The sequence below is a fragment of the Hymenobacter lapidiphilus genome, assembly GCF_003417065.2.
Taxonomy (GTDB): Bacteria; Bacteroidota; Bacteroidia; order Cytophagales; family Hymenobacteraceae; genus Hymenobacter.
The window spans coordinates 75,005-98,603 of record NZ_QVLT01000015.1; the positions used below are offsets into that span (position 1 = coordinate 75,005).

Annotated in this window: 19 protein-coding genes and 1 riboswitch; of the genes, 7 read left to right on the forward strand and 12 right to left on the reverse strand. The window is 63.2% G+C overall.

Features of this window, described 5'->3' with window-relative positions; all coding sequences use genetic code 11:
* Positions 1 to 95: 95 nt before the first annotated feature.
* The 4 genes from kdpA to D0N36_RS10795 all read right to left on the reverse strand — a co-directional run bounded on the left by kdpA (position 96) and on the right by D0N36_RS10795 (position 4,693).
* Positions 96 to 1,796, reverse strand: a complete 1,701-nt coding sequence (gene kdpA, locus D0N36_RS10780; RefSeq protein ID WP_116941398.1) for a potassium-transporting ATPase subunit KdpA — start codon at positions 1,794 to 1,796, stop codon at positions 96 to 98.
* Positions 1,797 to 1,880: 84 nt separating this feature from the next.
* A complete protein-coding gene (gene kdpF / locus D0N36_RS20265) occupies positions 1,881 to 1,961 on the reverse strand; it encodes a K(+)-transporting ATPase subunit F (RefSeq protein ID WP_116941399.1) in 81 nt (26 codons plus the stop codon).
* A 530-nt stretch (positions 1,962 to 2,491) separates the two neighbouring features.
* Positions 2,492 to 3,838, reverse strand: a complete 1,347-nt coding sequence (locus D0N36_RS10790; RefSeq protein ID WP_116941400.1) for a sigma-54-dependent transcriptional regulator — start codon at positions 3,836 to 3,838, stop codon at positions 2,492 to 2,494.
* Positions 3,839 to 4,171: 333 nt separating this feature from the next.
* Positions 4,172 to 4,693 (reverse strand): hypothetical protein, encoded by a 522-nt coding sequence (locus tag D0N36_RS10795; protein WP_116941401.1) that lies wholly within the window; start codon positions 4,691 to 4,693, stop codon positions 4,172 to 4,174.
* Between the two features lie 53 nt (positions 4,694 to 4,746).
* On the opposite strand from D0N36_RS10795, the gene D0N36_RS10800 reads away from it, so the two are divergent.
* The gene (locus D0N36_RS10800) at positions 4,747 to 4,917 is read left to right on the forward strand and encodes a hypothetical protein (RefSeq protein ID WP_190242626.1); all 171 of its coding nucleotides are present in this window, start codon (positions 4,747 to 4,749) and stop codon (positions 4,915 to 4,917) included.
* 19 nt (positions 4,918 to 4,936) lie between these two features.
* Here the strand turns inward: D0N36_RS10800 and D0N36_RS10805 are convergent, their stop codons facing one another.
* Positions 4,937 to 7,027, reverse strand: coding sequence for a heavy metal translocating P-type ATPase (locus D0N36_RS10805; protein ID WP_116941402.1), 2,091 nt, complete (start codon positions 7,025 to 7,027; stop codon positions 4,937 to 4,939).
* 220 nt (positions 7,028 to 7,247) lie between these two features.
* Between D0N36_RS10805 and D0N36_RS10810 the strand changes: the two genes are divergently transcribed.
* Positions 7,248 to 9,311 (forward strand): ATP-binding protein, encoded by a 2,064-nt coding sequence (locus tag D0N36_RS10810; RefSeq protein WP_116941403.1) that lies wholly within the window; start codon positions 7,248 to 7,250, stop codon positions 9,309 to 9,311.
* Positions 9,312 to 9,528: 217 nt separating this feature from the next.
* Positions 9,529 to 11,862 carry a chemotaxis protein CheB gene (locus tag D0N36_RS10815; protein ID WP_116941404.1) on the forward strand — a complete coding sequence of 778 codons (2,334 nt, stop codon included), beginning with the start codon at positions 9,529 to 9,531 and terminating at the stop codon, positions 11,860 to 11,862.
* Between the two features lie 110 nt (positions 11,863 to 11,972).
* Here D0N36_RS10815 and D0N36_RS10820 read toward each other — a convergent pair whose 3' ends face one another.
* The 6 genes from D0N36_RS10820 to sdaAB all read right to left on the reverse strand — a co-directional run bounded on the left by D0N36_RS10820 (position 11,973) and on the right by sdaAB (position 18,160).
* Positions 11,973 to 12,407, reverse strand: coding sequence for an EamA family transporter (locus D0N36_RS10820; protein WP_116941405.1), 435 nt, complete (start codon positions 12,405 to 12,407; stop codon positions 11,973 to 11,975).
* A 1-nt stretch (position 12,408) separates the two neighbouring features.
* On the reverse strand, positions 12,409 to 12,822 hold the full coding sequence (locus D0N36_RS10825) for a DUF4259 domain-containing protein (RefSeq protein WP_116941406.1): 414 nt from the start codon (positions 12,820 to 12,822) through the stop codon (positions 12,409 to 12,411).
* A 228-nt stretch (positions 12,823 to 13,050) separates the two neighbouring features.
* A complete protein-coding gene (locus D0N36_RS10830; protein WP_242478876.1) occupies positions 13,051 to 14,040 on the reverse strand; it encodes an NAD(P)H-dependent glycerol-3-phosphate dehydrogenase in 990 nt (329 codons plus the stop codon).
* Positions 14,041 to 14,246: 206 nt separating this feature from the next.
* Positions 14,247 to 15,641 carry an efflux RND transporter periplasmic adaptor subunit gene (locus tag D0N36_RS10835; protein WP_116941407.1) on the reverse strand — a complete coding sequence of 465 codons (1,395 nt, stop codon included), beginning with the start codon at positions 15,639 to 15,641 and terminating at the stop codon, positions 14,247 to 14,249.
* A gap of 150 nt (positions 15,642 to 15,791) precedes the next feature.
* Entirely contained in the window at positions 15,792 to 17,315 is a 1,524-nt protein-coding gene (locus tag D0N36_RS10840) for a TolC family protein (protein ID WP_116941408.1), read from the reverse strand.
* A gap of 164 nt (positions 17,316 to 17,479) precedes the next feature.
* Positions 17,480 to 18,160 (reverse strand): L-serine ammonia-lyase, iron-sulfur-dependent subunit beta, encoded by a 681-nt coding sequence (gene sdaAB, locus D0N36_RS10845; RefSeq protein ID WP_116941409.1) that lies wholly within the window; start codon positions 18,158 to 18,160, stop codon positions 17,480 to 17,482.
* 114 nt (positions 18,161 to 18,274) lie between these two features.
* On the opposite strand from sdaAB, the gene D0N36_RS10850 reads away from it, so the two are divergent.
* The gene (locus tag D0N36_RS10850; RefSeq protein ID WP_116941410.1) at positions 18,275 to 19,261 is read left to right on the forward strand and encodes a tryptophan 2,3-dioxygenase family protein; all 987 of its coding nucleotides are present in this window, start codon (positions 18,275 to 18,277) and stop codon (positions 19,259 to 19,261) included.
* 234 nt (positions 19,262 to 19,495) lie between these two features.
* Positions 19,496 to 20,344, forward strand: a complete 849-nt coding sequence (locus D0N36_RS10855) for a tetratricopeptide repeat protein (protein WP_190242627.1) — start codon at positions 19,496 to 19,498, stop codon at positions 20,342 to 20,344.
* 19 nt (positions 20,345 to 20,363) lie between these two features.
* On the opposite strand, the gene D0N36_RS10860 is transcribed toward D0N36_RS10855, so the two are convergent.
* Positions 20,364 to 20,930 (reverse strand): DUF2911 domain-containing protein, encoded by a 567-nt coding sequence (locus D0N36_RS10860; RefSeq protein WP_116941412.1) that lies wholly within the window; start codon positions 20,928 to 20,930, stop codon positions 20,364 to 20,366.
* Between the two features lie 167 nt (positions 20,931 to 21,097).
* A riboswitch (cobalamin riboswitch) is annotated at positions 21,098 to 21,306 on the forward strand.
* Between the two features lie 193 nt (positions 21,307 to 21,499).
* Between D0N36_RS10860 and D0N36_RS10865 the strand changes: the two genes are divergently transcribed.
* Both D0N36_RS10865 and D0N36_RS10870 read left to right on the forward strand, forming a co-directional pair.
* A complete protein-coding gene (locus D0N36_RS10865; RefSeq protein ID WP_116941413.1) occupies positions 21,500 to 21,916 on the forward strand; it encodes an acyl-CoA thioesterase in 417 nt (138 codons plus the stop codon).
* Between the two features lie 59 nt (positions 21,917 to 21,975).
* Entirely contained in the window at positions 21,976 to 23,565 is a 1,590-nt protein-coding gene (locus D0N36_RS10870; protein WP_116941414.1) for an NAD(P)/FAD-dependent oxidoreductase, read from the forward strand.
* The last annotated feature ends 34 nt before the right edge of the window (positions 23,566 to 23,599 follow it).

The window sequence follows — 23,599 nt, forward strand, 5'->3', positions numbered from 1 at the left end:
AGGCTTAGGTTGCAGGTTGATGTGCTGGAAATTGCGCGCAGTATTCACCATTTTCCAGCACATCGACCTAAGCACTAACAACTAAGCACCAAGCTCTAATAGAGGCTGAAATGCTCGGCTAGCGGACCTAGGGCCAGGGCGGGGAAGAAGGCCAGGGCGGCAATAATCCAGATGACGAAGAAGACCATCAGGCCGAACGTGGCCGTATCGACGCGCAGGGTGCCGGCGCTTTCAGGAGTGTACTTTTTGCTGGCCAATATGCCGGCAATGGCCACCGGGCCGATGATGGGCAGGTAGCGGCTTAGCAACAGCACCACGCCGGTGCTGATGTTCCACCAGGGCGTGTTGTCGCCCAGGCCCTCGAAGCCCGAGCCATTGTTGGCGGCCGCCGAGGTGTACTCGTAGAGCATCTCCGAGAAGCCGTGGTAGCCGGGGTTGGCCAGCCAGCCGGCGTATTCGGTGGGGTTGCTGACGAGGAGGTGAGCCGCCATGGCCGTGCCGGCCAGAATCATCAGCGGATGCAACAGGGCCACGATAATGGCAATTTTCATCTCGCGGGCCTCAATCTTCTTGCCCAGGAATTCGGGGGTCCGGCCCACCATCAGCCCCGAGATAAACACGGCAATGATGACGAACACGAAGAAGTTGAGGAAGCCCACCCCCACACCGCCATAAAAGGCGTTGGTCATCATGCCCAGCATCTCACTCATGCCCGAAATCGGCATGTGCGAGTCGTGCATCGAGTTGACCGAGCCGCAGGAAATGATGGTATTGGTGATGCCCCAGTAGGCCGAAGCGGCCGTGCCCAGGCGAATCTCCTTGCCTTCCATCGCGCCCAAATTCATATCGGCGCCCATCTGGGCGATGGCCGGGTTGCCCTGCATCTCATAGTAGACGGTGGGAGCCAGCAGCATCAGGAAACCGGCCGTCATCACCCCGAACACCGTGTAGGAAAGCCGGCGGCGGCGCAGGTAGTGGCCGAGGGCAAACACCAGGGCAATTGGAATCAAAACCAGCGCAATGTTCTCGACCATGTTGGTGAGATAGGTCGGATTTTCGAGCGGGTGGGCCGAGTTGGCGCCGAAGAAACCGCCCCCGTTGGTGCCCAGCTCCTTGATGGCAATCATGGCGGCGGCCGGGCCGCGGCTCACGGCCGTCGTGTCGCCCTGCATTGTAATCAGCGCCTGCTTGCCGGCAAACGTCATCGGCGTGCCCTGGAAGACCAGAATCAAACCCACTATCAACGAAAGCGGCAGCAGCACCCGTGTGATGCTCCGCACGAAATACACGTAGAAGTTGCCCAGCTTGTCAGTAGTCCGGTTGCGCAGGGCGTTGAACACCACCACGCAAGCGACCATACCCGTAGCCGCCGTCACAAATTGCAGGAACATGATGCCCACCATTTGCGAGAGGTAGGTCAGGCCGCTTTCGCCCGAGTAGTGCTGCAGGTTGCAGTTCACCAGAAACGAAATGGCGGTGTTAAACGCCAGGTCGGGCGACATGGAAGGGTTGCCGTCGGGGTTGAGCGGCAGCACGCCTTGGGTACACAGGATGAGCATGGCAAAGAGGAACCACACTAAGTTGATGGTGAGCAGGGCCACCATATGCTGCTGCCAGGTCATGCCCCGGCCGGCATCGATGCCGCCGATGCGGAACAGCAGCCGCTCTAGAGGCGCCAGGAAGTCGGACCAGCTTTTGTCGCCGCGGTACACGGTGGCCAGGTAGCGGCCCAGCGGGATGGCCAGCAGCACTGTTACGCCAAAAATGACGGCAATGCCAATAAGTTCAGAGGACATAGTAGGTATGAGTTGTCAGTTACGAGTTGTCAGTTTTCGGTAGAAAGCGTGTTGCGCACTGGCAACTGAAAACTGGCCGCTGCATTAGAATTTCTCCGGCTTTAGCAGCACGTAGCAGAGGTAGCCAAAAGTGGCCAGCCCAAGGAGTAGTAAGGCAATCATCATGGCTTGGGAGCGGGATTAGATGTTGTCGAAAAAGTCGACCGATTTGTAGAAAAGCCAGAAGCCGGCAAGGCCAGTGGCCGTCAGCAGCGGAATAAGCAGGGCAGCGGACATAAGGGCTTTGGTTGATTGGTGTGCCGGCCCGCTTGCCAATCCCGGCCCGGTTTCGGGTGGATGGATTTTACTTGGCGCTATCCTACTGTCAGTCAGACCCAAATTTTATTGTTCCGCTCTACGAGTTGAGCTCAAACGCAAAAAACCGAGTTATTCTGACCCGGTGTGGTGGTCAGAATAACCCGGTTTGGGGTAGCGTGAAAGTCCCAGGAATGAAGCCTTGGGCTATTCACATGAAGTGCAAAAACGGCGTAGGGTGCGGGGCTTGTCCCCGCCCGCCGTTGAACAGAACCTGATATGGTCGTTCAAAGGCGGGCGGGGACAAGCCCCGCACCCTACGTTGCGACCAATGTAGTGGAGTAGGTTGGGCGCTACGTAGCCCACTGTTTTAACCCTGGGTTGCCTGGAACGCTGGCAGATTATAGGCCGTACTCCTGGATTTTCCGGTACAGCGTTTTCGTCCCAATTCCCAACTGCCGCGCGGCTTCCATCTTGTTGCCGCTGGTTTCGTTCAGCACCCGGGCAATCTGCTGCTTTTCCATCGTGCGCAGCGTGCGGTCGTCAGCTACGGTGGGGTCGGGCTGGAAGTGATGGAACTCGGTGGGCAGGTCGTCGGTGGTCAGCTGCTCGCCGTCGGCCAGGATAACGGCCCGTTCGAGCACGTTGCGCAGCTCGCGCACGTTGCCCCGCCAGTCGTGGCGGCGCAGCTGCTCCAGCACCTCGGGTTCCAGGCCCCGCAGCCGAGGATTCAGCTTGGCAGAAAAGAACTTGAGGAAGAACTCGGCCAGGATGGGCACGTCGGCGCGCCGCTCGTTGAGGCCCGGCACCGGCACCGTAAACACGGCCAGCCGGTAGTACAAATCGGGCCGGAAGTTGCCGGCAGCGGCTTCCTGCTGCAGGTTGCGGTTGGTGGCCGCCACTAGCCGCACGTCCACGGTAGTCGGCCGGGTGTCGCCGAGCTTGGTGAACTGCCGGGTCTCCAGCACCCGCAGGAACTTGGCCTGCACGCTCAGTTCCAGCTCCCCGATTTCGTCCAGAAACAGCGTGCCGCCATTGGCCGCTTCCAGCAGGCCCTTCTTATCGGCCAGCGCCCCGGTAAAGGCCCCTTTCTTGTAGCCAAACAGTTCCGATTCGAGCAAGTCGCGGGGGAAAGCCGAGCAGTTGAGGGCCACGAAAGGCTTACCGCGCCGGGCGCTGGCTTGGTGAATGGCCTGGGCAAATAGCTCCTTGCCGGCCCCGGTGGGACCTTCGAGCAGCACAGTGCTGTCGGTGGGCGCGGCGCGACGGGCCAGCCGCTGGGCCTCCAGCAGCGCCGCCGACGAGCCAATCATGCTCTCAAACGTGTACTGCGCGCCCACCTGCTGCTCCAGCTCGGCCACCCGCCGCCGCAGCCGCGCCTTCTCCACCGCCCGGTCCACCACCACCACCAGCTGGTCGTCAGAATCGCCCTTGGTCAGGTAGTCGAACGCGCCCTCCTTCATGGCCCGCACACTGTCGGGAATGGTGCCGTAGGCCGTTAGCAGGATGATTTCAGCCAATGGAGCCTTGGCCCGGTAGCGCGGCAGCAGGTCGAGGCCATAGCCGTCGGGCAGCTTCACATCACTCAGCACCACCAGCACCTCGTCGGCGTGCTGGGCCAGGTCTTCGAGGCCCCGGCGGGCGTCGGGAGCCTGCCGCACGGTGTAGCCTTCCAGCTCCAGCATCCGGGTAATAGCCTGGCGCAGGGGCGCTTCGTCGTCGATGATGAGCAGAGTTCCTTCGGGCATGAGGCAGGGTGCGGTTTGGCGTGGCCGGAGTAGGACCAGTCGGGGTTTGCGCGGGCCTACTCGTTGGCCTACGGAAACCATTTCAGGCCTCAGCCTCCATCACCACGGCCGGAAAGCTACTCAGTTTACCTGTCATTCAAGGGGCTGGCACTTCTTGCATTCTACCGGCCCGACCTGATGGCCTAGGCCATTTAGGGTCAGAAGCTGATGACATCAAAGCCGTTTGCAAACTCCTTAAAAGCCATCGAAACGCCCTTCTTCCCGCTTTGCAGGAGTTGCGCAACGAGGCGACAGAGATGCTTCGGCCAGCTCAGTATGAGCGCTAATTGACTTTCAATCAAGCTTCCGAAACTCAATCACCCACATCCAGGCATTGTGCTTCCAGGCCAGTGGGTAGAAGCTGGTGAGCAAATGGGCAAAAGCCGTAACGGGTTCATCGTACCAGCGGAAACCGCCGGCCGGGTCGGGCTCCACCCCACCCCAACGGGCGGCCCCGGCGGCCGACCCGGCTTCCGGATTGAGCAGGCGAATCCCCTCAGCCCGCGCGCCATCCGCCGTAATGGACCGCACCCGCTCTACTCTTATGGCCACTACCAGTAACCGCAAATCGGGCGCTTCTGCTACCCGCACCGGCTCCTCCCCTACACCGCCAAAAGGATATGCCTGAACCGGCAGGCGACGCCCCGTCGCTATTTCCTCGAAATGCGCTCCGGTAGCGTCGAGGCCGCAGAAGCGGTAACTGTCGGGCTGCTCAAGCAGCTCGCTTGTGCCTGCAAAGCGGCGGCGGGTAACGGTTTTGTGCCCGCTCAGGACGGCCTCCAGCAGAGGCGCACTAAAGGAAATAGTGGTGTCCATCGTCAGTACCCTCGGGCTTAGTTTGTACGAATAGCACGTATTGCAGCGGTCGGATGGCTACCCAAAAATCCGGCGCCCTACAGGCCGGCCAGTTGGCTCAGAAGGACGAGGACGCCCAGGGCCAGATAGATACCGAAGCGCTGGAGCTGCTGTTTGGGTTGATGATGTGCACACATGCCCGCCCAACACCAGCCCAGGGCCTTCTGGTTCGTGGCAGGCGGTAGCCAGAGCCTAAATGTTGGCTCAGAACTTCATGCGCTGAATGCGCACCGCGTTGAGAATGGCGAGCAGGGCCACGCCCACATCGGCAAACACCGCCTCCCACATGGTGGCCAGGCCACCCGCGCCCAGCGCCAGCACCACGCCCTTCACCAGGAAGGCCAGCCAGATATTCTGCCAGACAACGGTGTGGGTGGCGCGGGCAATGCGGCGGGCGGTGGCAATCTTGCTCGGGTGGTCGGTTTGGATAACCACGTCGGCCGTTTCGATGGTGGCATCCGAGCCCAGGCCGCCCATGGCAATGCCCACGTCGGCCAGGGCTACCACCGGGGCATCGTTCACGCCGTCGCCCACGAAGGCTAGCTTGCGGCCGGCATCCAGGTACTGCTGCACATAGCGGGCCTTGTCTTCGGGCAGCAGGCCGCCGTGGGCCTCCGTGATGCCCAACTCGGCGGCTACGCGCTGCACGATGCTGTCTTTGTCGCCCGAAAGCATGACGAGCTTGGTAATGCCGTCGGCGCGTAGCTCGCGCACGGCGCGGGCGGCGTCGGGCTTGGGGGCGTCGGCCACGGTGAGGTAGCCGGCGTACTGCCCGTCGAGGGCCACCACCACGATGCTGTCCACCACCGCGTCTACTTCGGCCGGGTAAGCGACGTCAAACTCACTGAGCAGGCGGGTGTTGCCGGCCAGCACCGTGCGGCCGGCCACGCGGCCACGCAGGCCGTGGCCGGCAATTTCTTCCACGCTTTCCACGGCGGCCGTGTCGGTGGCGGTTGGGGCCGCGTGCTGCACCACGGCTTTGGCAATGGGGTGGGTTGATTTGGTTTCGAGGGCGCCGACCAGCCGCAGCAGCTCGGCTGCGGTGGTGCCGGGGGCGGTTACCACTTCGCGCACGGCAAATACGCCCTCGGTGAGCGTGCCGGTTTTGTCCATCACCACAGTGTCAATCTCGCGCAGCACATCCAGAAAGTTGGAGCCCTTGAACAGGATACCGTTTTTGGAGGCCGCCCCGATGCCGCCGAAGTAGCCCAGCGGAATGCTGATAACCAGCGCGCAGGGGCAGGAAATCACCAGAAATACCAGCGCCCGGTACAGCCAGTCGCGGAACACGTAGTCATCGACCACAACTATTGGCACCAGCACCAGCAGCACGGCCAGCGCTACCACAATGGGCGTGTAGATACGGGCGAAGCGGGTGATGAACTGCTGGGTTTTGGCCTTGCGCTCCACCGCGTCCTGCACCATGGCCAGAATGCGGCTGAGCTTGGTGTCGGCAAAGGCGGCCGTCACGCGCACGCGGGCCAGCGTGTCGAGGTTGATCATGCCAGCCAGCACCATGTCGCCCGGCTGCTTGGTTTGGGGGGCCGATTCGCCGGTGAGGGCGGCCGTGTTGAAGGAGGCCGCAGTGCCTTCCAGCGTACCATCAAGGGCTACCTTTTCGCCGGGCCGCACTTCCATCAGGTCAGCCAACTGCACCTGCTTGGGGTCGATGACGAGGCTTTGGCCAGCGCGGACCACGGTTACTTCGGTGGCCTGGATTTCGAGCAGCGCCCGGATGCTGCGCTTGGCCCGGTTCACAGCCGCATCCTGAAACAGCTCACCCACGGTGTAAAACAGCATCACGGCCACGCCCTCCGGGTATTCTCCAATGGCAAAGGCGCCGAGGGTGGCCAGGCTCATGAGCAGAAACTCGTTGAACACGTTGCCCGTGGGCAAGCTGACGGCAGCCGCCCGCAGCACCTTCCAGCCCACCAGCAGAAACGCCACCCCGTACCACAGCGGCCGCACCAATCCCACAAAAAACGGCACATCGAAGTAATCCAGCGCAAGGCCAGCCAGCAGCAGCGCCAGGCTCACGGCCGGCCACAGGTAGGGCCGCTCACTGGCCGGGCCGTGGTCGTGGCCGTCGAGGTCGTCGTGCGAGTGGCCCGCGTGCTCGTCGGCCGATTCGTTGTGGTGGTCGACCGTGTCGGTGGGCGGGTGATCCTGGCCGCGGGGGGCGGTGGCGGCTTTGGGCGTGAGCTGCTGTCGGTTGAGGGCCCCGACGTTGGCCAGGTCTACCTGCTTGGCGGTATTGAGCTCTTCGTCGGTGTTATCGGAGTACGGATCGGGCATCAGGAATGGGAAACTGAGACGGCAGCGGATCCGGCCGGCAGTAGCCGCACCTGCTGCCATCCAAAACGGCAAACCACGGGTGGGGTTGCCAGGTGGCAACAGCAGCCAGGCTCTCAGGCGGTGGGCGTTCCGGCAAGCGGCCACCAGATTTCCTCTTTTGGATTTATTGGCGGATCGACTTCTAATTAGGATAATACCGACAGGAAACTTACCTTTCCTCATGCTCCGTTCTCTGCTGTGGACTTTTCTACTAACAAGCCTGCTGCTATTGCCGGTAGCCGGACAAGCCCAGAGTCCGCAGACCCTCCCGCTGCAGCTGGCCCTGGCCCGCGCAACCACCGATACGGCCCGGGTGCTGCTGCTGGCCGATTTAGCCGCCACCTTCCGCTACTCGTACTTCGACTCGGTGAGCTTCTACGCCCAACAGGGTTTGCGCCTGGCCCGCCGGCTGGGCTATGCCAAGGGCGAAGGCCGCTGCCTGTCGCGGCTGGCCATTCTGCCCGGCGAGCGGGGAAACCTGCCGCAGGCGCTGCGCCTAAACCTGGCCGCCCTGCGTCTCAACGAGGAAAGCCGCGACCTGGAAGGCACTGCCCGCACGCTTAACCAGACCGGGCTGCTCTATTTCGCCCTCGACGACTACCGCCCGTCGCTGCGGTACTCATTCCGGGCGCTGGACAGCTACCAGCGGGCCGGCACCACCGATACGTCGCAGCTCATCAGCGTAATTGCCAACCTGGGCGCCAGCTACGAAGGGCTACGCCGCTACGATTCGGCCGCTTTTTACCTAAACAAGGCCTGGCAGCTGACGGCCCGGCACCGCCCCCGGACCTGGAGCTGCTGGGGCAACCCCGCCCCCTACGTACTGCGCGAGCTGGGCCTGCTGCAACTGGCCCTGGGCTACCCGCAGGCCGCCCTGGCCTACTACCAGCGCAGCGCCCGGGCTGCCGAGCCCGAAAACGACCTGCGCAGTGTCAGTCGGGCGTTCCAGTACATGGCCGAGCTACATAAGCAGCAGGGCCGGCCCGATTCCAGCATCTGGTATGCCCGGCGGGCCCTGGCGCTGGCCGCCAACCTGCCTTACGTAGTAGGCGTGGTGCGCAACAGCGCCCTGCTGATGGCGGCCTACGAAGCCCGCCAGCAGCCCGACAGCGCCCTGTACTACACCCACGTACTCCTCGCCGCCCAGGACAGCCTCTTCAACCCGCGGCGCATCAAGCAGCTCGATGCCATTGCCTTTAATGAGCACACCCGGCTGCTGGAGCTGGAGGCCGAACGCGGCAAGCTGCTGGCCCGCATACGCACTGGCGCCCTGCTGGCCGGGGCCGGGCTGCTGCTATTGGCGCTGCTGCTTCTCTGGCACCGCCATCGTCGGCAGCGGGATGCCACCCGCCGCCTCGAAGTGCTGCACAGCCAGCTTGGCCAGCAGGCCCGCGAGCTGACCACCCAACGCGACGACTTGGTGAGGACGCTGAAAGAGCTTAAGATAACCCAGGGCCAGCTGGTACTACGCGAGAAAATGGCGTCGTTGGGCGAGCTGATGGCTGGTATTGCCCACGAAATACAGCGCCCCGTTAGCCTGCTCCGACGCTACGCAGCAGCCAGCACCGAGCTCTGCGACGAGATGCGCCAGTACCTCACCCAGCTGTGGCTGCCGCCCAGCCAGCAGGCACTGGCCGATAAGCTGCTCGACGCGCTGCACCAGAACCAGACCCATATTGTGCAGTATGGCCAGCGGGCCGAGTCGGTGGTGCGCGGTATGCTGGAGTACTCGCAGGGCGGTGGCGGGGCCCGCCAGCTCACCGACCTCAACGCCCTGGCCGAAGAGTACCTGCGGCTGGTGTACCACGACATGCGGGCCAAGAACCGCCACTTCAGTACCGCCCTGCTACTCCACCCCGACCCCACGCTGGAGCGCATAATGGTGGTGCGCCAGGACCTGGGCCGGGCGCTGGTGGGCGTGTACAGTGCCGCCCTGCAGGCCGTGGCCCAACGCCAGCGCCAGCCCGACGAAGACTACGTGCCCCAGATAGAGCTGACCACCCGCCGCACGGCGGCCAGCGTCGAAATAAGGGTGCGCGACAACGGCGAGGGACTGTCTCCCGAAACGCTGGTCACGGTGTTCCAGCGCTTCCCGGCCGGGGCCGAAACCGGCCTGAGCCTGGCCCTGAGCCACGACCTGATTACCCGCGGCCACGGCGGCACGCTCAGCGTCAGCAGCCAGCCCGGCCGCGGCACCGAGTACTGCATTGTGCTGCCCCTGCCCCAGAACGCCCAGAACGGGTAGGGTGCGGGGCTTGTCCCCGCCCGCCGTTGAACGATTCAAACTGCGCCGTTCAACGGCGGGCGGGGACAAGCCCCGCACCCTACCCGTTCTGGGGCAACCCGGTTGCGCTTACCCGACTGCTCCGGCCTACCGAATCCTACAGGCAGAATCCCCGGCCCCCCTGCTTAGCTTTGGGCACAGCCGGCCCCGCCTACCTTTTCTGGTCCGTGCTCTTCTCATGCCCGATTCTGCCGCCCCATCCTACGCCGAAGTCCTTGAAAACCAGGAACTCGCTGCTCCTATTGACATAGATGCCCCGCCCGTCGAAAACCAAGTGAGCCCCCGCCAGCTGCGCCTGGCCCAGAATCAGGAAAACGCCGCCGAGAAGTTCCCGATGGTGGGGCTGGGCGGCTCGGCCGGCTCTTTGCAGGCCTTCGAAGCCATTTCCCGGGCCCTGCCGCCTACCCCCGGCATGGCCTTCGTGGTGGTGATGCACCTGGCGCCCGACCAGCCCAGCGAGCTGCCGGCCGTGCTGCAGCGCTTCACGCCCATGCCCGTGCACGAAGCCACCGATGGCCTGAAAGTGCGGCTCAACCACGTGTATGTTATCCCGCCCGACCGCGACATGAGCATGCTGCACGGCACGCTGCTGCTGTTTCAGCCCATCCAGGCCCGCGGCCGCCGCCTGCCCATCGACTTCTTCTTCCAGAGCCTGGCCAAGGATGCGCGCGAGCGGGCCATCTGCATCATCTGCTCGGGCATGGGTTCCGATGGCACCGTGGGGCTGAAGATGGTGATGGAAAACTTCGGCATGGTGATGGTGCAGAGCCCCGAAACGGCCGAATACGACTCGATGCCCCGCTCGGCCATTGCCACCGAGTTCGTCGATTACGTGCTGCCCGCCGACCAGCTGCCGGCCAAGCTGCTCGAATACATACACAAGCCCCTGTTTGCCCGCCCCCGCCGCGAGCAGGCCGAATCGGACTCGCAGCCGGCCCACGCCCTGCAGAAAATCTTTATCCTGATCCGGGCCCAGACCGGCCACGATTTCAGCTTCTACAAGCGCAACACCGTGTTTCGGCGCATCGAGCGGCGCATGAACGCCCACCAGATGCACGGGTTCACGCAGTACGTGCGCTACCTGCAGGAAAACCCGACCGAGGTGGAAGCCCTGTTTCGGGAGCTGCTGATTGGCGTTACGAAGTTTTTCCGCGACCCCGACGCCTATAAGGCCCTGCAGCGGCACTTGCTGCCGCTGCTGCGTGGCAAACCCACCGACAGCACGGTGCGGGTGTGGGCCCCCGGCTGCTCGACCGGCGAGGAAACTTACTCGCTGGCCATGCTGCTGCTCGAAAGCCTCGATGCCATCGACCCGGCCCGCTACCTCAAACTCCAGCTATTCGCCACCGACATCAACCCGGCGGCCATCGACTTTGCCCGCGCCGGCCTCTACCCGCCCAACATTACGGCCGACGTGAGCCCGGAGCGGCTGCAACGCTTTTTTGTGCGCCAGCCCGACGGTAGCTACCAGATAACCAAGGAGGTGCGCGACGTGGTGATTTTTGCGGTGCACAGCCTGACCAAGGATACGCCCTTCACTAAGCTCGATTTGCTGTGCTGCCGCAACCTGCTGATTTACCTGTCGGCCGAGCTGCAGAAAAACCTGCTGCCCATTTTCCATTACGCGCTCAACCCCAGCTCGCTGCTGTTTCTGGGGCCCAGCGAAAACCTGACCGGCTACCAGGAGCTGTTTATTCCGCTTGATATGAAGTGGAAGATTTCGCGGCGCAACGACGCCTCGCCGTCCATTCCCCGGCTCGTCAACTTCCCCTTCTCCCTCTCCCAGCACTCGGCCACAGCGGCGGGCAATGCTACTACTATGAGTACTTCTTCGCCCCGCAAAAGCGGGCCCTTCGCGCAGCTGCTGGCCGAAACCACCCGCCAGCAGCAGCTGGTGCTTTCGGCCATCCTCACCACCCAGGAAGAGGAGCGCCGCCGCATTGCCGAAGCCCTGCACAACGGCGTGGGCCAGCTGCTCTACGCCACCCGCCTACACCTCACCCAGCTCCCCGATTCGGAGGCCCTGCGCGCCGGCCAGCAGCTGCTACAGGAATCCATCCGGGCCACCCGCACTATCTCGTTCGAGCTCACGCCGCGCATTCTGGAAGATTTCGGCCTGCCCACCGCCCTGCGCGAGCTGGCCGACCGCGTGCCCGTGAGTCTGCTGCGCCTCCGCCTCTCGCTCGACGGCCTCGACGATTCGGCGCAACCCCTGCCCCCGCCGGTGCAGATGGCCGTTTACCGCATTGTGCAGGAGCTGCTCAGCAACGTGATGAAGCACGCCCAGGCCCGCGAGGTAACGCTACTCGTGGCCCGCCAGCCCGGGCAGCTGCGCATCCGCATCGCCGACGACGGCGTGGGTTTTGTGGCCGCGCCGGTACCCGCCAGCGGTGACATCGGGCTGGCCGGCATCCGCAACCGCGTCGAGCTGCTGGGCGGGGCGTTGGGTATTACCTCGGCCCCGCATCAGGGCACTACCATCGCAATCGAGCTGCCACTAGCCGTAAAATAGGGAGGTGGTGAAATGAGGAGCTTGAGGTTTCGAGAAACCTGATTGCGCCACTTGCGCCGCCAGAACTCCAAAACGTCAAACGCGCCATTTCACCACCTCCCTATTTTACCCTATTCGCCCCGGGCCAACAGCACCACGCCGCCCACAATGGCCAGCAGCCCCAGTGCCTGGGGCCACGCCAGCGTTTCGCGGGCCACCAGTACGCCCAGCAGAGCCGTGAGCAGCACCGAGCCGCCCACAATAATGGGCGTACCAACTGAGGCGGGCACGCCCCGCTCGAACACCACGAAGGTCAGGATTTCGGCCAGCCCCACGCCCAAGCCCGCCAGCGCGGCCAGCCCCAGGCCTTTATTTGTAACGCCCAGCGGGGCGCCTTTCAGGTGCAGGCTCAGCAGCCAGATGCCGCCCAGTGCGGCGGCTACCAGCTGCAGCACCACGGCTCCGGCCGCTGCCGCAATGTGGCCCGCCGCCAGCTTAATGAAGAAGTTGTAGCCGGCCAGGCACAGCGCCGCCAGCAGCGCCAGCCCCAGCCAGCCGCCCGCCACGCTAGGCGCCGGGCTTATCGAGACGCTTGAGCAGCTGCCGCTGCAAACCCTCCCAGTTCTCAAACTCGTCGCTGTCTTCCCAAAACTCCCGCAACTCCGACTCGGGCCCGAGAATAGTGCGCACGGCCTCCTGGGCGGGCTTGCGCAGAGGCTCCACGTGGCTCAAGTTGAGGCCCGGAACAACGCCCAGCAGATCGTTGGGGAAATTGCGGGCGGGCTTGCCCAGAATGGCGGCCACGATTTCGGCCGCCGCCAGCCCCTCGCTGGCCACATCGGCGTCGAGGTACTCGCCATCGGCCTCCTGCACGGCGGCCAGGGCCTGCTCGAGTACGCCGGCCGAGGGTTCGGCCTTGAAATCTTCGGCAAAGTCGGCGGCCGTGTCGTTGTCGAAGTTATAGTAGCCCCAGGCTCCCATGGTGTAGTGGTCTTTGTGGTTTGGTAATGAAGCTGTCTAGAAAGTCACCAGAACGTCATGCCTCATCTGGCGTCTGCCTGTCGAAGCATGACGTTCGCATAACTATCAACGCGACTTTCTAAACAGCTTCGATAGCGGAATGCCGCGCAAAAAAGGAAATTATTGGCACATACGGCCCGGCCGGAACGGCCGGACTCCTAAACGCCGGCCGCTCTTCGCAGCGCCCTGCTACTTCAGCTTTTCCTTGAGCAGCTCAATCTCAATGGCCGGCGCAATCTTCTCGTAGAGAATGTTGTAGGCCGCCGTGGTGATGGGCATGGAAACCTGGAGCTTGCGGTTGATTTCGTAGATGCTTTTGACGGCGTAGTAGCCCTCGGCAATCATGTTCATTTCCAGCTGGGCCGATTTCACCGAGTAGCCCCGGCCCACCATGTGGCCGAAGGTGCGGTTGCGCGAGAACTGCGAGTAGGCCGTCACCAGCAAATCGCCCAGGTAGGCCGAGCCCGACAGGTCGCGGGGCTCGGGGTTGAGGGCGTGGGCGAAGCGGCGCATTTCCTGCACCGCGTTGCTCACCAGCACGGCCAGGAAGTTGTCGCCGTAGCCCAGGCCGTGGGCAATGCCGCCAGTAAGGGCAATGATGTTCTTCATCACGGCGCAGTACTCGATGCCGTCGAGGTCGGTGGCGGGGTTGGCCTTCACGTAGCGGTTGCGCAGCAAGCGGCAGAAGTCCTCGGCCAGCTCGGCATCGGGCGAGCCGATGGTTAGGTAGCTCTGCTTTTCGAGGGCCACTTCTTCGGCGTGGCAGGGACCGGCCACTACGCCCAGCCGGGTGTGGGGCAGCCGGAACCGCTCGGCCACGTAATCGGTCACGAGCACGTTTTTGCCCGGAATCATGCCCTTGATAGCCGAAATCACCCGCTTACCCTTCAGCGCGTCGCGGTCGAGCTTGTCGAGGGCGCTCTGCACAAAGGCGGCGGGCACGGCCAGCACCAGCCAGTCGGCGGCCTCCACGGCCTCCTTCAGATCGGTGGTGGGCAGCACGCGGTCCAGGTCGAGGGCCACCGACGAGAGGTAGCGCGGGTTGTGGCGGGTGCGCAGCAGGTGCTGCACGTCGTCTTTACCGCGCATCCACCAATGCACGTGGCTGCCGTTTTCCGACAGGATTTTGGTGAGTGCAGTGGCCCAGGAGCCGCCGCCAAGCATGGCTATTTTTTCCAATGCGAGAATCGGTGAGTGAGTGAATGAGTGACTCGGCAACTAGGCGAGTTGATAATCCGGTGAACAAAGAACGTCATTCAGAGCGAAGCGAAGAATCGCGCGTGAAGTCGTTAGGTTACCCTAACGACTTCACGCGCGATTCTTCGCTTCGCTCTGAATGACGTTCTTCGCAGCTCGTTCACCAGGTCAACTATTCTGGCATCCGCTTACTCCGCTGGTGCCTCCTCCTTCAGGGCTTCCTTATTGAGGGTTTTAGCGTCCTTGATAACGACAACATCCCCCTCTTTCAGGGTTTTGGACACGGCCCGGAACGGCCCGCTCACTACCTGGTCGCCGGCCTGAATGCCGCTCAGAATTTCAATGTTCTGGAAGTCGCTGATACCGGTTTTTACGGGCGTCATTACGGCTTTACCGTTGCGAATCAGGAACACCACTTCCTGGGGAGCGGCCTGAAGGCCGGTGGAAACTGCGGCGGTTTTCGCCCCCGCGCTGGCGGCACCGTCTTTGGCAGCGGGAGCCCCGGCCGTCTGGGTGCTGTCGGTGCGGGTGGTTACGGCGGCCAGCGGCACGCTCAGCACGTTGCTTTTGCGGTTGGTGATGATGTCGACCGAGGCCGTCATGCCGGGGCGGAAGGGCACTACCCGGCGGCCGGGCTTGGCCTGCAGCAGGTTCTCATAAGAGGCCGGCAGCAACCGGATTTTCACCTCGAACTCGGTTACGGCCTCGGCCGTCAGCGCGTCTTTGGCCGTGTTGGCAATGCTGGTCACCACGCCCCTGAACCGCTGGTCCTGGCTGGCGTAGCTGTCCACTTCCACATCGGCCGAGTCGCCGAGCGTCACGTTGATGATGTCGTTTTCGTTGACGCTCACCCGCACCTCCATTTCGCGCAGGTTGGCGATGCGCATGATTTCGGTACCGGCCATCTGGCTGGTGCCTACCACCCGCTCGCCCTTCTTCACGTTGAGCTTGCTGACGGTGCCGTTTACGGGCGAGTAGATAGTCGTTTTGTCGAGGTTGCGGCGGGCTTCCTCCAGGCCAGCCTGCGCCGAGCGCACGCTGCTCTGGGCCCCACGGATGCCCTGGCGGGCCGAGTTAATTTCCTCCTGCGAGGCGTCGTAGGCGGCCTTGCTGGCCTCGTAGTCGGCCTGCGAAATCACCTTCTGCTTGTAAAGCGAGGCGTTGCGGCGGTAAGTCAGCTCGGTCTGGCGGGCGCTGGCAATGAGCTGCTGCAGACGGGCGCGGGTCTGGGCCACGTTGGCCTGCTGGGTGCCCACTACGGCGTTCTGCTGGCTCACCATGGCCTGGTAGTTATCGGGCCGGATGCGCAGCAGCAGCTGGCCTTTCTTCACCGAGTCGCCTTCCTCCACATACAGCTCCGTGATTTCACCCGACACGTCGGGCGAAATTTTCACTTCCGTTTCGGGCTGCACCTTGCCCGAGGCACTCACCTTCTCCACAATGGTGGTGGGCGCGGCCGAGGCCGCCAGCACCTCGGTGCCCGCCGGCTGGCCAATCCAGCCCTGCTTTTTGGCCACGAAGTAGCCGGCAAACGCCACCACCAGCAAGGCCAACAGGATATACAGGGTACGGTTGTTTTTCATCAGGTAGGTCTTAGGAAGTAGGTGCTTAGGGCTTAGAACTAGGGATAGGGGCTCAGGAACTTAGGGTCTGGAACTAGTTCCGATAATAAGAGCACGTTAACAATACGTCATCTTAAAACCTCAGACCTAATCCCTCAGACCTACTAAGCCCTACAACGAAATCGGCCGGCCCTGGTAGAAATCGAGGACTTTACGGCGGAACACGAAGCTGTACTTGGCCTGAATCATGCTCGACTCGGCGGCCGTGAGGTTGTTTTTGGCAATGTTGAACTCAGTGCCGTTGAGCAGGCCGTTGTTGAAGCGGATTTCGGCGTTGCGGTACGAGAGCGTGAGGGCTTCCACCTGCCGGCGCGAGGCCAGGTACTGGCGCTGGGCAGCCAGCGCATCGGCGTACGACTGCTCGATGGTTTGGCGCAGGGCCAGCCGGGCCTGCTCGGAGCGCACCTCGGCCAGCTGCTGGTTAACCTTGGCCCGCTGCACGTTGGTGCGGGCGTTCAGGCCATTAAGAATCGGAATCTGCAGGTTGAATTGCAGCGACTTACCTAAGTTATTATCCAGCTGGGTACCAAACGACACGTTTTCCGAGGTGCGGCGAAATATCGGCTGGAAAGGTGTGAGGGCCACAAACGGGGCCGGCGTGCTAGAAGGCTGGCCGGTTACGGGGTCAATCGGGAAAATCGGGAAAATGGCCCGCGCCGAATCGAGCTGGGTGGTGGGCAGCGTATAGAGCGAGGAGTAGCCGGTGAAGATGCTGGCTCCGAACGTCAGGCGCGGGTAGTAGGCCCCGCGGGCAAGCTCTACGTTGCGCAGGCTGCTTTGCACGCGCAGGTCGGCGGCCTTTATCTCGGGCTGGCGAGCCTGGGCCGTCGCAAACACCTCACCCGGCGTCACATCGGCCAACGCCTGCTCGGTGGGGTCGGCCAGCTCGGGCGTTTCAATGGTGAGCGAGTTACTGGCGGCCTCGCTGAGGTTGAGCAGCTGGGCCAGCTGGATTTTGGCAATGGCCAGCTGGTTCTGGGCCGTGATGACGTTGAACTGGTCGGTCGCGAACTGGGCCTGGCTGTCGAGCAGGTTGCTTTCGGCCACCGCTCCGGCCTTCAGCAGCTTGCGGCTTTGATCGACCTGCAGCTGGGTGCTGGCCTCGCGCACCTCGTTGGTGCGCACCAGCTCCTGGGCCAGCAGCATCTGCAGATACGCCGAAGCCACGTTGAGCGACAAGTCGTTGCGGGCCTTTTCCACGTCGCTCAGCGCCGCCTCGTAGTCTAGGATGTTGCGCCGAACCGTGTTGCGCAGCTGGAAGCCCGAAAAGAGCGTGACCTGCGAGGCGGCCGAAAAGTTGTTGGTGCGCGTGGTCTGGTTCTGGAACACGTTGGTCAGCGGGTTGATGCTGGTGCCGTAGTTCCAGTTCTGGCTGCCGTTGAGGTTGACCGAGGGCAGCAGCGCGGCGCGGCTTTGCAGCAGGGCCACGTCGATGTTCTGCGCCTGCAGCTGGCTCTGGCGCACATTCAGGTTGTTGGCAAGGGCATACTCCACGGCGGCCGGCAGGCTCCAGGGCCCGGTGGGCGAGGCGGCTTGCAGCGCACCGGCCGGAGGCTGCACCGGCGTAGTCTGGGCCTGGGCCGCCAGCGGGGCCACAGCGGCGGCACTCAGCAGCAACCAGTAGTAACGCTTCATAAGTACAAACAATAATAGAAGGAAGAAGGCAAAAGGCGCGGCCCGAAGCCGTTGGGTCAAAGATATTGATTGCCCGCTATACTAGCCAAACAATCAACCAACACCCCGTAGCGGGCGGCCAATACCCTATTGTTAGCTAAGAACAGAAGCTATCAGCTTACCCCCTAATCGAGGGCCTGAATGTCGATAACGCGGTGTACCCAGCGCAGCTGGCGCAGGTAGTCGAGGGTGCTGGGGCGCAGGTCGGAATCCATTTCGATGAACTGGCGGGCCGTTTCGTGCTTGCCCCGCCGCGAGACGGACATGGTGGCAATGTTGCAGTCGTCGCGCGAGATGACGGAAGCAATGAAGGCAATGGAGCCCACTTCGTCGTCGGCATCGATGATGAGCGTATGCAGCGAGGCCGAGAAGTCGGCCGGGAAGCCGTCGACCTCCACAATGCGGATGACGCCGCCGCCCCGGCTCTGGCCCACTACCTCCACGGCCCCGCCCGTGCGCTCGTCGCGCAGCTGCAGCCGGATGGTGTTGGGGTGCATGGTCGAGGCGTTGCCCACGCCCTGGAACGTGTAGCTCAGCCCGGCTTCCTTGGCATGGTCGAAGGCCTCACGGATGCGCACGTCGTCGGTGTTCATGCCCAGCAGCCCGGCCACGATGGCGCGGTCGGAGCCGTGGCCCTCGTAGGTGCGGGCAAACGAGTTATAGAACGTGATGACGGCGTGCGTGGGGCTGCTGCCCAGAATGCGGATGGCGGCCCGCGCAATGCGCACTACGCCCGCCGTATGCGAAGAGCTGGGCCCGATCATCACCGGCCCAATCATATCAAAAATGCTCGATTTCTCTGCCATGGGGTAAAAGTAGCTAGAAGCTAGGAGTTAGAAGCTAGGAGCCAGAGGTTGGTTGAAGGGCCTACTAGCTCCTAACTTCTAGCTTCTCCCAAAGACCTACCTTTGTGCCTGCCTATGGAAACTCCTGCCCCCGCCCCTACCGACTTCCCGCCCGCCGTGCTGGAGCAACTGCAACGCCTGCAGCAGCGCTACGCCGCCGACGACCAGGACCTGGCCGCCTACCTCGAAGGCTACTACCACACCCGCTACCTCGGCTACTGGGACTACATTCAGCTCGAAACCCTGCTGAGCCTGCAGCGCCCGCGCACGGCCATTCCCGACGAGCAGATTTTCATCATCTACCACCAGATTACGGAGCTGTATTTCAAGCTCTGCCTCTGCGAGTACGAGCAGCTCGGCAACCTGCAGGTGCCCACCGTTGAGGAGGTGGTTTTGCGCGTGGGCCGCATCAACCGCTACTTCGAGAACCTGATCGACTCGTTCGACGTGATGGTCGATGGCATGGATAAGCAGCAGTTTCTGGAGTTCCGGCTGGCGCTGATGCCGGCCTCGGGCTTCCAGAGCGCACAGTACCGCATGATTGAGCTGGCCAGCACCGCCTTAAGCAACCTCGTGCCCGAGGAGCGCCGCCGCCTATTGGGCGAGGCCGCCGCCCACGACGAGCTGCTGGGCTGCATCTACTGGAAATCGGGCGCTACGGTGGTCGAAACCGGTGCCAAGGCGCTTACCCTCACCGAGTTTGAGAAGAAGTACACCGCCCAGCTCAGCGACTTTGCCCGCCAGTACGCCCAGCGCAACCTCTGGGCCGTGGTGCAGCGCCTGCCCGAAGGCCCGGAGGGCCGCCAGCACCCGCGCCTGTTGCGCCAATTGCGCCAGCTCGATGTGAACGTGAACGTGAACTGGCCCCTGATGCACTACAAATCGGCCGTACGCTACCTCGAACGCAACCCCGACGCTATTGCGGCCACCGGCGGCACCAACTGGCAGCAGTACCTGCCTCCCAAGTTCCAGCGCCGCATCTTCTACCCCCAACTCTGGACCGAAACGGAACTGGCTGACTGGGGCAAAGCCTGGGTCGAAAGCGTGCTGGGCGGCGAGTAGTGAGGATACGGCAGGGATGCAGTGGCGACTCCGTTATACTGCTATCTTTCGCAGGACTTATTCCACGCATTTCCTAGCTCTATGTGGACTTTCAACTCACTGCGTATTCAGCTGCTTTTGGTATTGCTGACCCTGCTGACTGCCGGAGCCGTACAGGGCCAGTCACCGGTTCCAGACATACTTGACTTTGGCTCTATCAATGAACTGCCTATGTATGAGGGGCAACCTAAGACGTTGAAACAGCTGGCCGCCGACCAAGCCTTTGTGGCCGATGTGGAGCAACGTAGTCCGACTGTTACCGCAGCCGCACAGTCATATGTAAACTTTGGCTGGCACTATCTGCAAATGGGCCACGAGCCTTCGGCCATCAAGCGCTTCAACCAAGCTTGGCTGCTAGATTCTACCCTGGCCGAGGTGTATTACGGTTTCAGTGCCTGGGCGCAGCAAAAAGGTCAGCCGGCGCAGTCCGAGCGGTTTCGGCTACTAGGCCAGCGCTACGATGCGCCCGGCACGCCCGGTTTAGTGAGCTACTACCTCAGCCTGGCTTACAATCAGCGCCGCCGTGGTAACTACCCGGCTGCCATGGCCACCGCCGAGCAGGCCCTGACCGTGGCTCCTGACAATCCGATGGTAAATAGCCGCCTAGGCTTCTGGCTGATGGAGCAGGACACCGCCCGCGCCGCCCGTTACCTCGCCCGCGCCGTGCAGCTTAATCCCCAAGATTCAGTTTCCTGGCTCAATCGGGGCTGGCTGCGCTATAAGCAGCAGCGCTACGCCGCCGCCGTAGCGGATTATTCGGCCGCCATCAGCGTCAATCCCCATTACATCGGGGCCTACGCCAACCGGGCAGTAGCCAATGCCGATGCCGGGAATTACACGGCCGCCATAGCCGATACGGAGCAGTGCCTGCAACTGGCTCCCGCCCGCGACCGGGGGCAGTTCTACCGGTCTATTGGGCTGCTTAAGCTCCGTTTAAACGACAAGACCGGGGCCTGCGCCGCTTTCAGCCAAGCCCTGCAGTGGGGCCTGGCGCCCACCGACGAAAAGGAACTCAAAAAGCAGCAAAAGGAAAATTGCCGCTAACCAAGCTGGAGCCCAGAAGCTACTCTACTTTAAACGTGGCTTGGGTGTTTTCCCAGCCCAGGCTCACCTCGCCTGAGTTTTTGGCCGTGATGGTGAACTGCTCCAGGCGCTGGCTCAGTGCCGAAGCCGGGGCGGGCACGCGCAGCGTGTCGCGCGTGGCTTCGTACTCGTAGGCCCCCCACTGGTTGGGCTGGCTGTTGAAGATAACAGTCCACTCCTTCTCCTGCGGAATGGTGAACAGGGCGTACTTGCCGGCCGGCAGCGGACGGCCCTGCACCCGCACGGCCTTATCGACGGTGAAGGTGGTGGCCTCGTTGGCACCCGTGCGCCATACCTGGCCGTAGGGCACCAGCCCACCCATTACTTTGCGCTCATGGGCCGAGGGGCGGCTGTAGCGGATAGTGAACGTGGCCCCACTGGGCACGGTGGCCGACACGGTGGCGGCGGGGCTGGGCCGGTCAGTTTTTTCGGCAGTAGCCGGCGAGTCCGGCTCCGAGCAGGAGGTCAGGTTAAAAGCGAGTCCCAGCAGCGGGAGCAGCAAAGGAGCCAGAAAAATCCGCCCGGAAGGCGTACAGATGGCGGGCATAAGAGAGCGGTCGGGTGAAGCACGAAATTGCCGGCACCAGCGGCCGGCAATATTCTTTGCAGCAATAAGTATACCCTAAGTTTATTGATTGGTTGCTCGGGGCAACTACCGGCCGGTATTGGCCAGCAGATTTCAGCCTACCTTCGCCCCCTTCTTTGTCTGTTTATCAGCTCAGATAAGTGGCTGGTGGCCGCGCTTTCGGGCGGGGCCTTAAAAGGGAACCGGGTGCAACTCCCGGACAGACGCGCTACTGTGAGGGCCGGCCGCTTCGGCGCCGCCACCGCCTCCCCCACGTTGCCCATTGCTCGTTTCGGCGGGCGAGAAGGGCGGGGAGGCAGGCCCGAGTCAGGAGACCTGCCCGCCGCTTATGATGATGAGGCGACTCCGCGACCTGGGTGCCTTGTTGAAAACTGCGGCGGGCCAACGGCTCGTTCATAACCGGCGGCCGTTCCGCCGGCTCCGGCATGGCCGGCCACGCAGTATTCAGCAGGGAAACCGGGTAGCAGGCGCGCACCGAAAAACGGGCCGGGAAGGACTTTTTGCACCACCCTTTCTTCCCCCTCCTGCTTATGCTGACGCTAGCCGAAAAAATCAGCCGCGCCGAAACCCGCATCTTTAAAGCGGTTTTCCCCAACACCACCAACCACTACGACACCCTGTTCGGGGGCACCACGCTGCACATGATGGACGAGGTAGCCTTCATCACGGCCACGCGGTTTTCGCGCCTGAAAATGGTGACGGTTTCCTCCGACAAAGTCGATTTCACCCACCCCATTCCCGGCGGCACGCTGGTCGAGCTGATTGGCCGGGTCGAGCACGTGGGCCGCACCAGCCTGAAGGTGCGGGTGGAATTATTTGTGGAGCAGATGTACTCCGAAGACCGTCACCGGGCCGTGTCGGGCCTTTTTACCTTCGTGGCCATTGATGAGGACAAGCGCCCGGTAGTTATTCTGCCGCCTGAATTGCAGCCCGAGCCGGTAGCGTAGGCCGGCCGCGGGCGCGTATCTTTGCGGGCGTAAAAGGATAACTCCCTTTCCCCTGCCTTATGCCCTCTACCCTTCCTTCCGCCGCTCAGGAAATTGAGCTGCTGCTGCCGCCCGAACAGGCCTACGACGAGCTGGCCCGCTACGAGGCCCTGCTGGCTGCCGCCGGCCTGCGCCCCGGCCAGGCCGATTTCGTGCACCTACGCAAACGCTCGGTCGATGCCCGGGGCCGCCAGCCACTGGTGCGCCTGCGGGCCGACATCTACCGCCAGCGTCCGCCCGCCGAGTTGTTCGGTCCCTGGTTCAGCTACCCCAACGTGAGCCAGGCGCAACGCACGGTGCTGATTGTGGGCGCCGGGCCGGCGGGGCTGTTCGCGGCGCTGCGGGCCATTGAGCTGGGCATCCGGCCGATTGTGGTGGAGCGCGGCAAGGACGTGCGCACCCGCCGCCGCGACCTGGCCGCCATCAACAAGGAGCACCTCGTCAACCCCGACAGCAACTATTGCTTCGGCGAGGGCGGGGCCGGTACCTATTCGGATGGCAAGCTCTACACCCGGGCCACCAAGCGCGGCGACGTGCAGCGCATTCTGCGGCTGCTGGTGCAGCACGGTGCTACGCCCGATATTCTGATCGATGCCCACCCCCATATCGGTACCAACAAGCTGCCCGCCGTGGTGGCCGCCCTGCGCGACTCGGTGCGGGAAGCGGGCGGGCAGGTGCTGTTTGAAACGCGGGTCGATGACCTCATCATCACCGATAACCGCCTGCGCGGCGTGGTAACGGCCACTGGCGAAGAACTCACGGCTGACGCTGTTATTCTGGCCACCGGCCACTCGGCCCGCGACATTTACGAGCTACTGCACCGCCGGGGCGTGCTCATTGAGGCCAAGCCCTTCGCGCTGGGCGTGCGCGTCGAGCACCCTCAGCAGCTCATCGACCAGGCCCAATACCGCCGCCCCGACCGTGGCCCGCTGCCGGCCGCTTCGTACGCGCTGGTGCACCAGACCCAGGTTGATAACGAGCAGCGGGGCGTGTTTTCGTTCTGCATGTGTCCGGGCGGCTTTATTGTGCCCGCCGCCACGGCCCCCGGCGAGGTGGTGGTGAACGGCATGAGCCCCAGCCGCCGCGACTCGCGCTTCGCCAACTCCGGCATCGTGGCCGCCGTCGAGCTGCGCGATATGGATGTGCGCCAGTACGGCCCATTGGCCGGCCTGCACCTGCAGCAGCAGTTAGAGCAGCGCGCCTGCCAGCTGGCCGGCAACTCCCAGCGCGCCCCGGCCCAGCTGCTGGGTGACTTTCTGAAGAAGAAAGTCTCGGCCCAGCTGCTGGAAACCAGCTATCAGCCCGGCCTCGTGTCGGTGCCGATGGATGAGGTGCTGGGCGCGAACCTGGCTGACCGGTTGCGACAGGGCTTCGCCAACTTCGGGCGCAAAATCCCGGGCTACGCCACCAACATGGCCCAGATTGTAGGCGTGGAAAGCCGCACCTCCTCGCCCGTCCGCATCCCCCGCGACCGGGATACGCTGGAGCACCCGGTGGTGCGCGGCCTGTTTCCGTGCGGCGAAGGCGCGGGCTACGCCGGCGGCATCGTATCGGCCGCCATGGACGGCGAACGGTGCGCGGAGGCGGTACGGGCCGTTGTGGGGGCCTAGCATCCTCCCAACTCGCTGGCATGCCGCTGACCAG

Bases quoted from the DNA above. Each gene is read 5' to 3' on its own strand.
- kdpA (WP_116941398.1), bottom strand. From the start codon at position 1,796: ATGTCCTCTGAACTTATTGGCATTGCCGTCATTTTTGGCGTAACAGTG.
- kdpF (WP_116941399.1), bottom strand. From the start codon at position 1,961: ATGATGATTGCCTTACTACTCCTTGGGCTGGCCACTTTTGGCTACCTC.
- D0N36_RS10790 (WP_116941400.1), bottom strand. From the start codon at position 3,838: ATGCCCGAAGGAACTCTGCTCATCATCGACGACGAAGCGCCCCTGCGC.
- D0N36_RS10795 (WP_116941401.1), bottom strand. From the start codon at position 4,693: ATGGACACCACTATTTCCTTTAGTGCGCCTCTGCTGGAGGCCGTCCTG.
- D0N36_RS10800 (WP_190242626.1), top strand. From the start codon at position 4,747: ATGGCTACCCAAAAATCCGGCGCCCTACAGGCCGGCCAGTTGGCTCAG.
- D0N36_RS10805 (WP_116941402.1), bottom strand. From the start codon at position 7,027: ATGCCCGATCCGTACTCCGATAACACCGACGAAGAGCTCAATACCGCC.
- D0N36_RS10810 (WP_116941403.1), top strand. From the start codon at position 7,248: ATGCTCCGTTCTCTGCTGTGGACTTTTCTACTAACAAGCCTGCTGCTA.
- D0N36_RS10815 (WP_116941404.1), top strand. From the start codon at position 9,529: ATGCCCGATTCTGCCGCCCCATCCTACGCCGAAGTCCTTGAAAACCAG.
- D0N36_RS10825 (WP_116941406.1), bottom strand. From the start codon at position 12,822: ATGGGAGCCTGGGGCTACTATAACTTCGACAACGACACGGCCGCCGAC.
- D0N36_RS10835 (WP_116941407.1), bottom strand. From the start codon at position 15,641: ATGAAAAACAACCGTACCCTGTATATCCTGTTGGCCTTGCTGGTGGTG.
- D0N36_RS10840 (WP_116941408.1), bottom strand. From the start codon at position 17,315: ATGAAGCGTTACTACTGGTTGCTGCTGAGTGCCGCCGCTGTGGCCCCG.
- sdaAB (WP_116941409.1), bottom strand. From the start codon at position 18,160: ATGGCAGAGAAATCGAGCATTTTTGATATGATTGGGCCGGTGATGATC.
- D0N36_RS10850 (WP_116941410.1), top strand. From the start codon at position 18,275: ATGGAAACTCCTGCCCCCGCCCCTACCGACTTCCCGCCCGCCGTGCTG.
- D0N36_RS10860 (WP_116941412.1), bottom strand. From the start codon at position 20,930: ATGCCCGCCATCTGTACGCCTTCCGGGCGGATTTTTCTGGCTCCTTTG.
- D0N36_RS10865 (WP_116941413.1), top strand. From the start codon at position 21,500: ATGCTGACGCTAGCCGAAAAAATCAGCCGCGCCGAAACCCGCATCTTT.
- D0N36_RS10870 (WP_116941414.1), top strand. From the start codon at position 21,976: ATGCCCTCTACCCTTCCTTCCGCCGCTCAGGAAATTGAGCTGCTGCTG.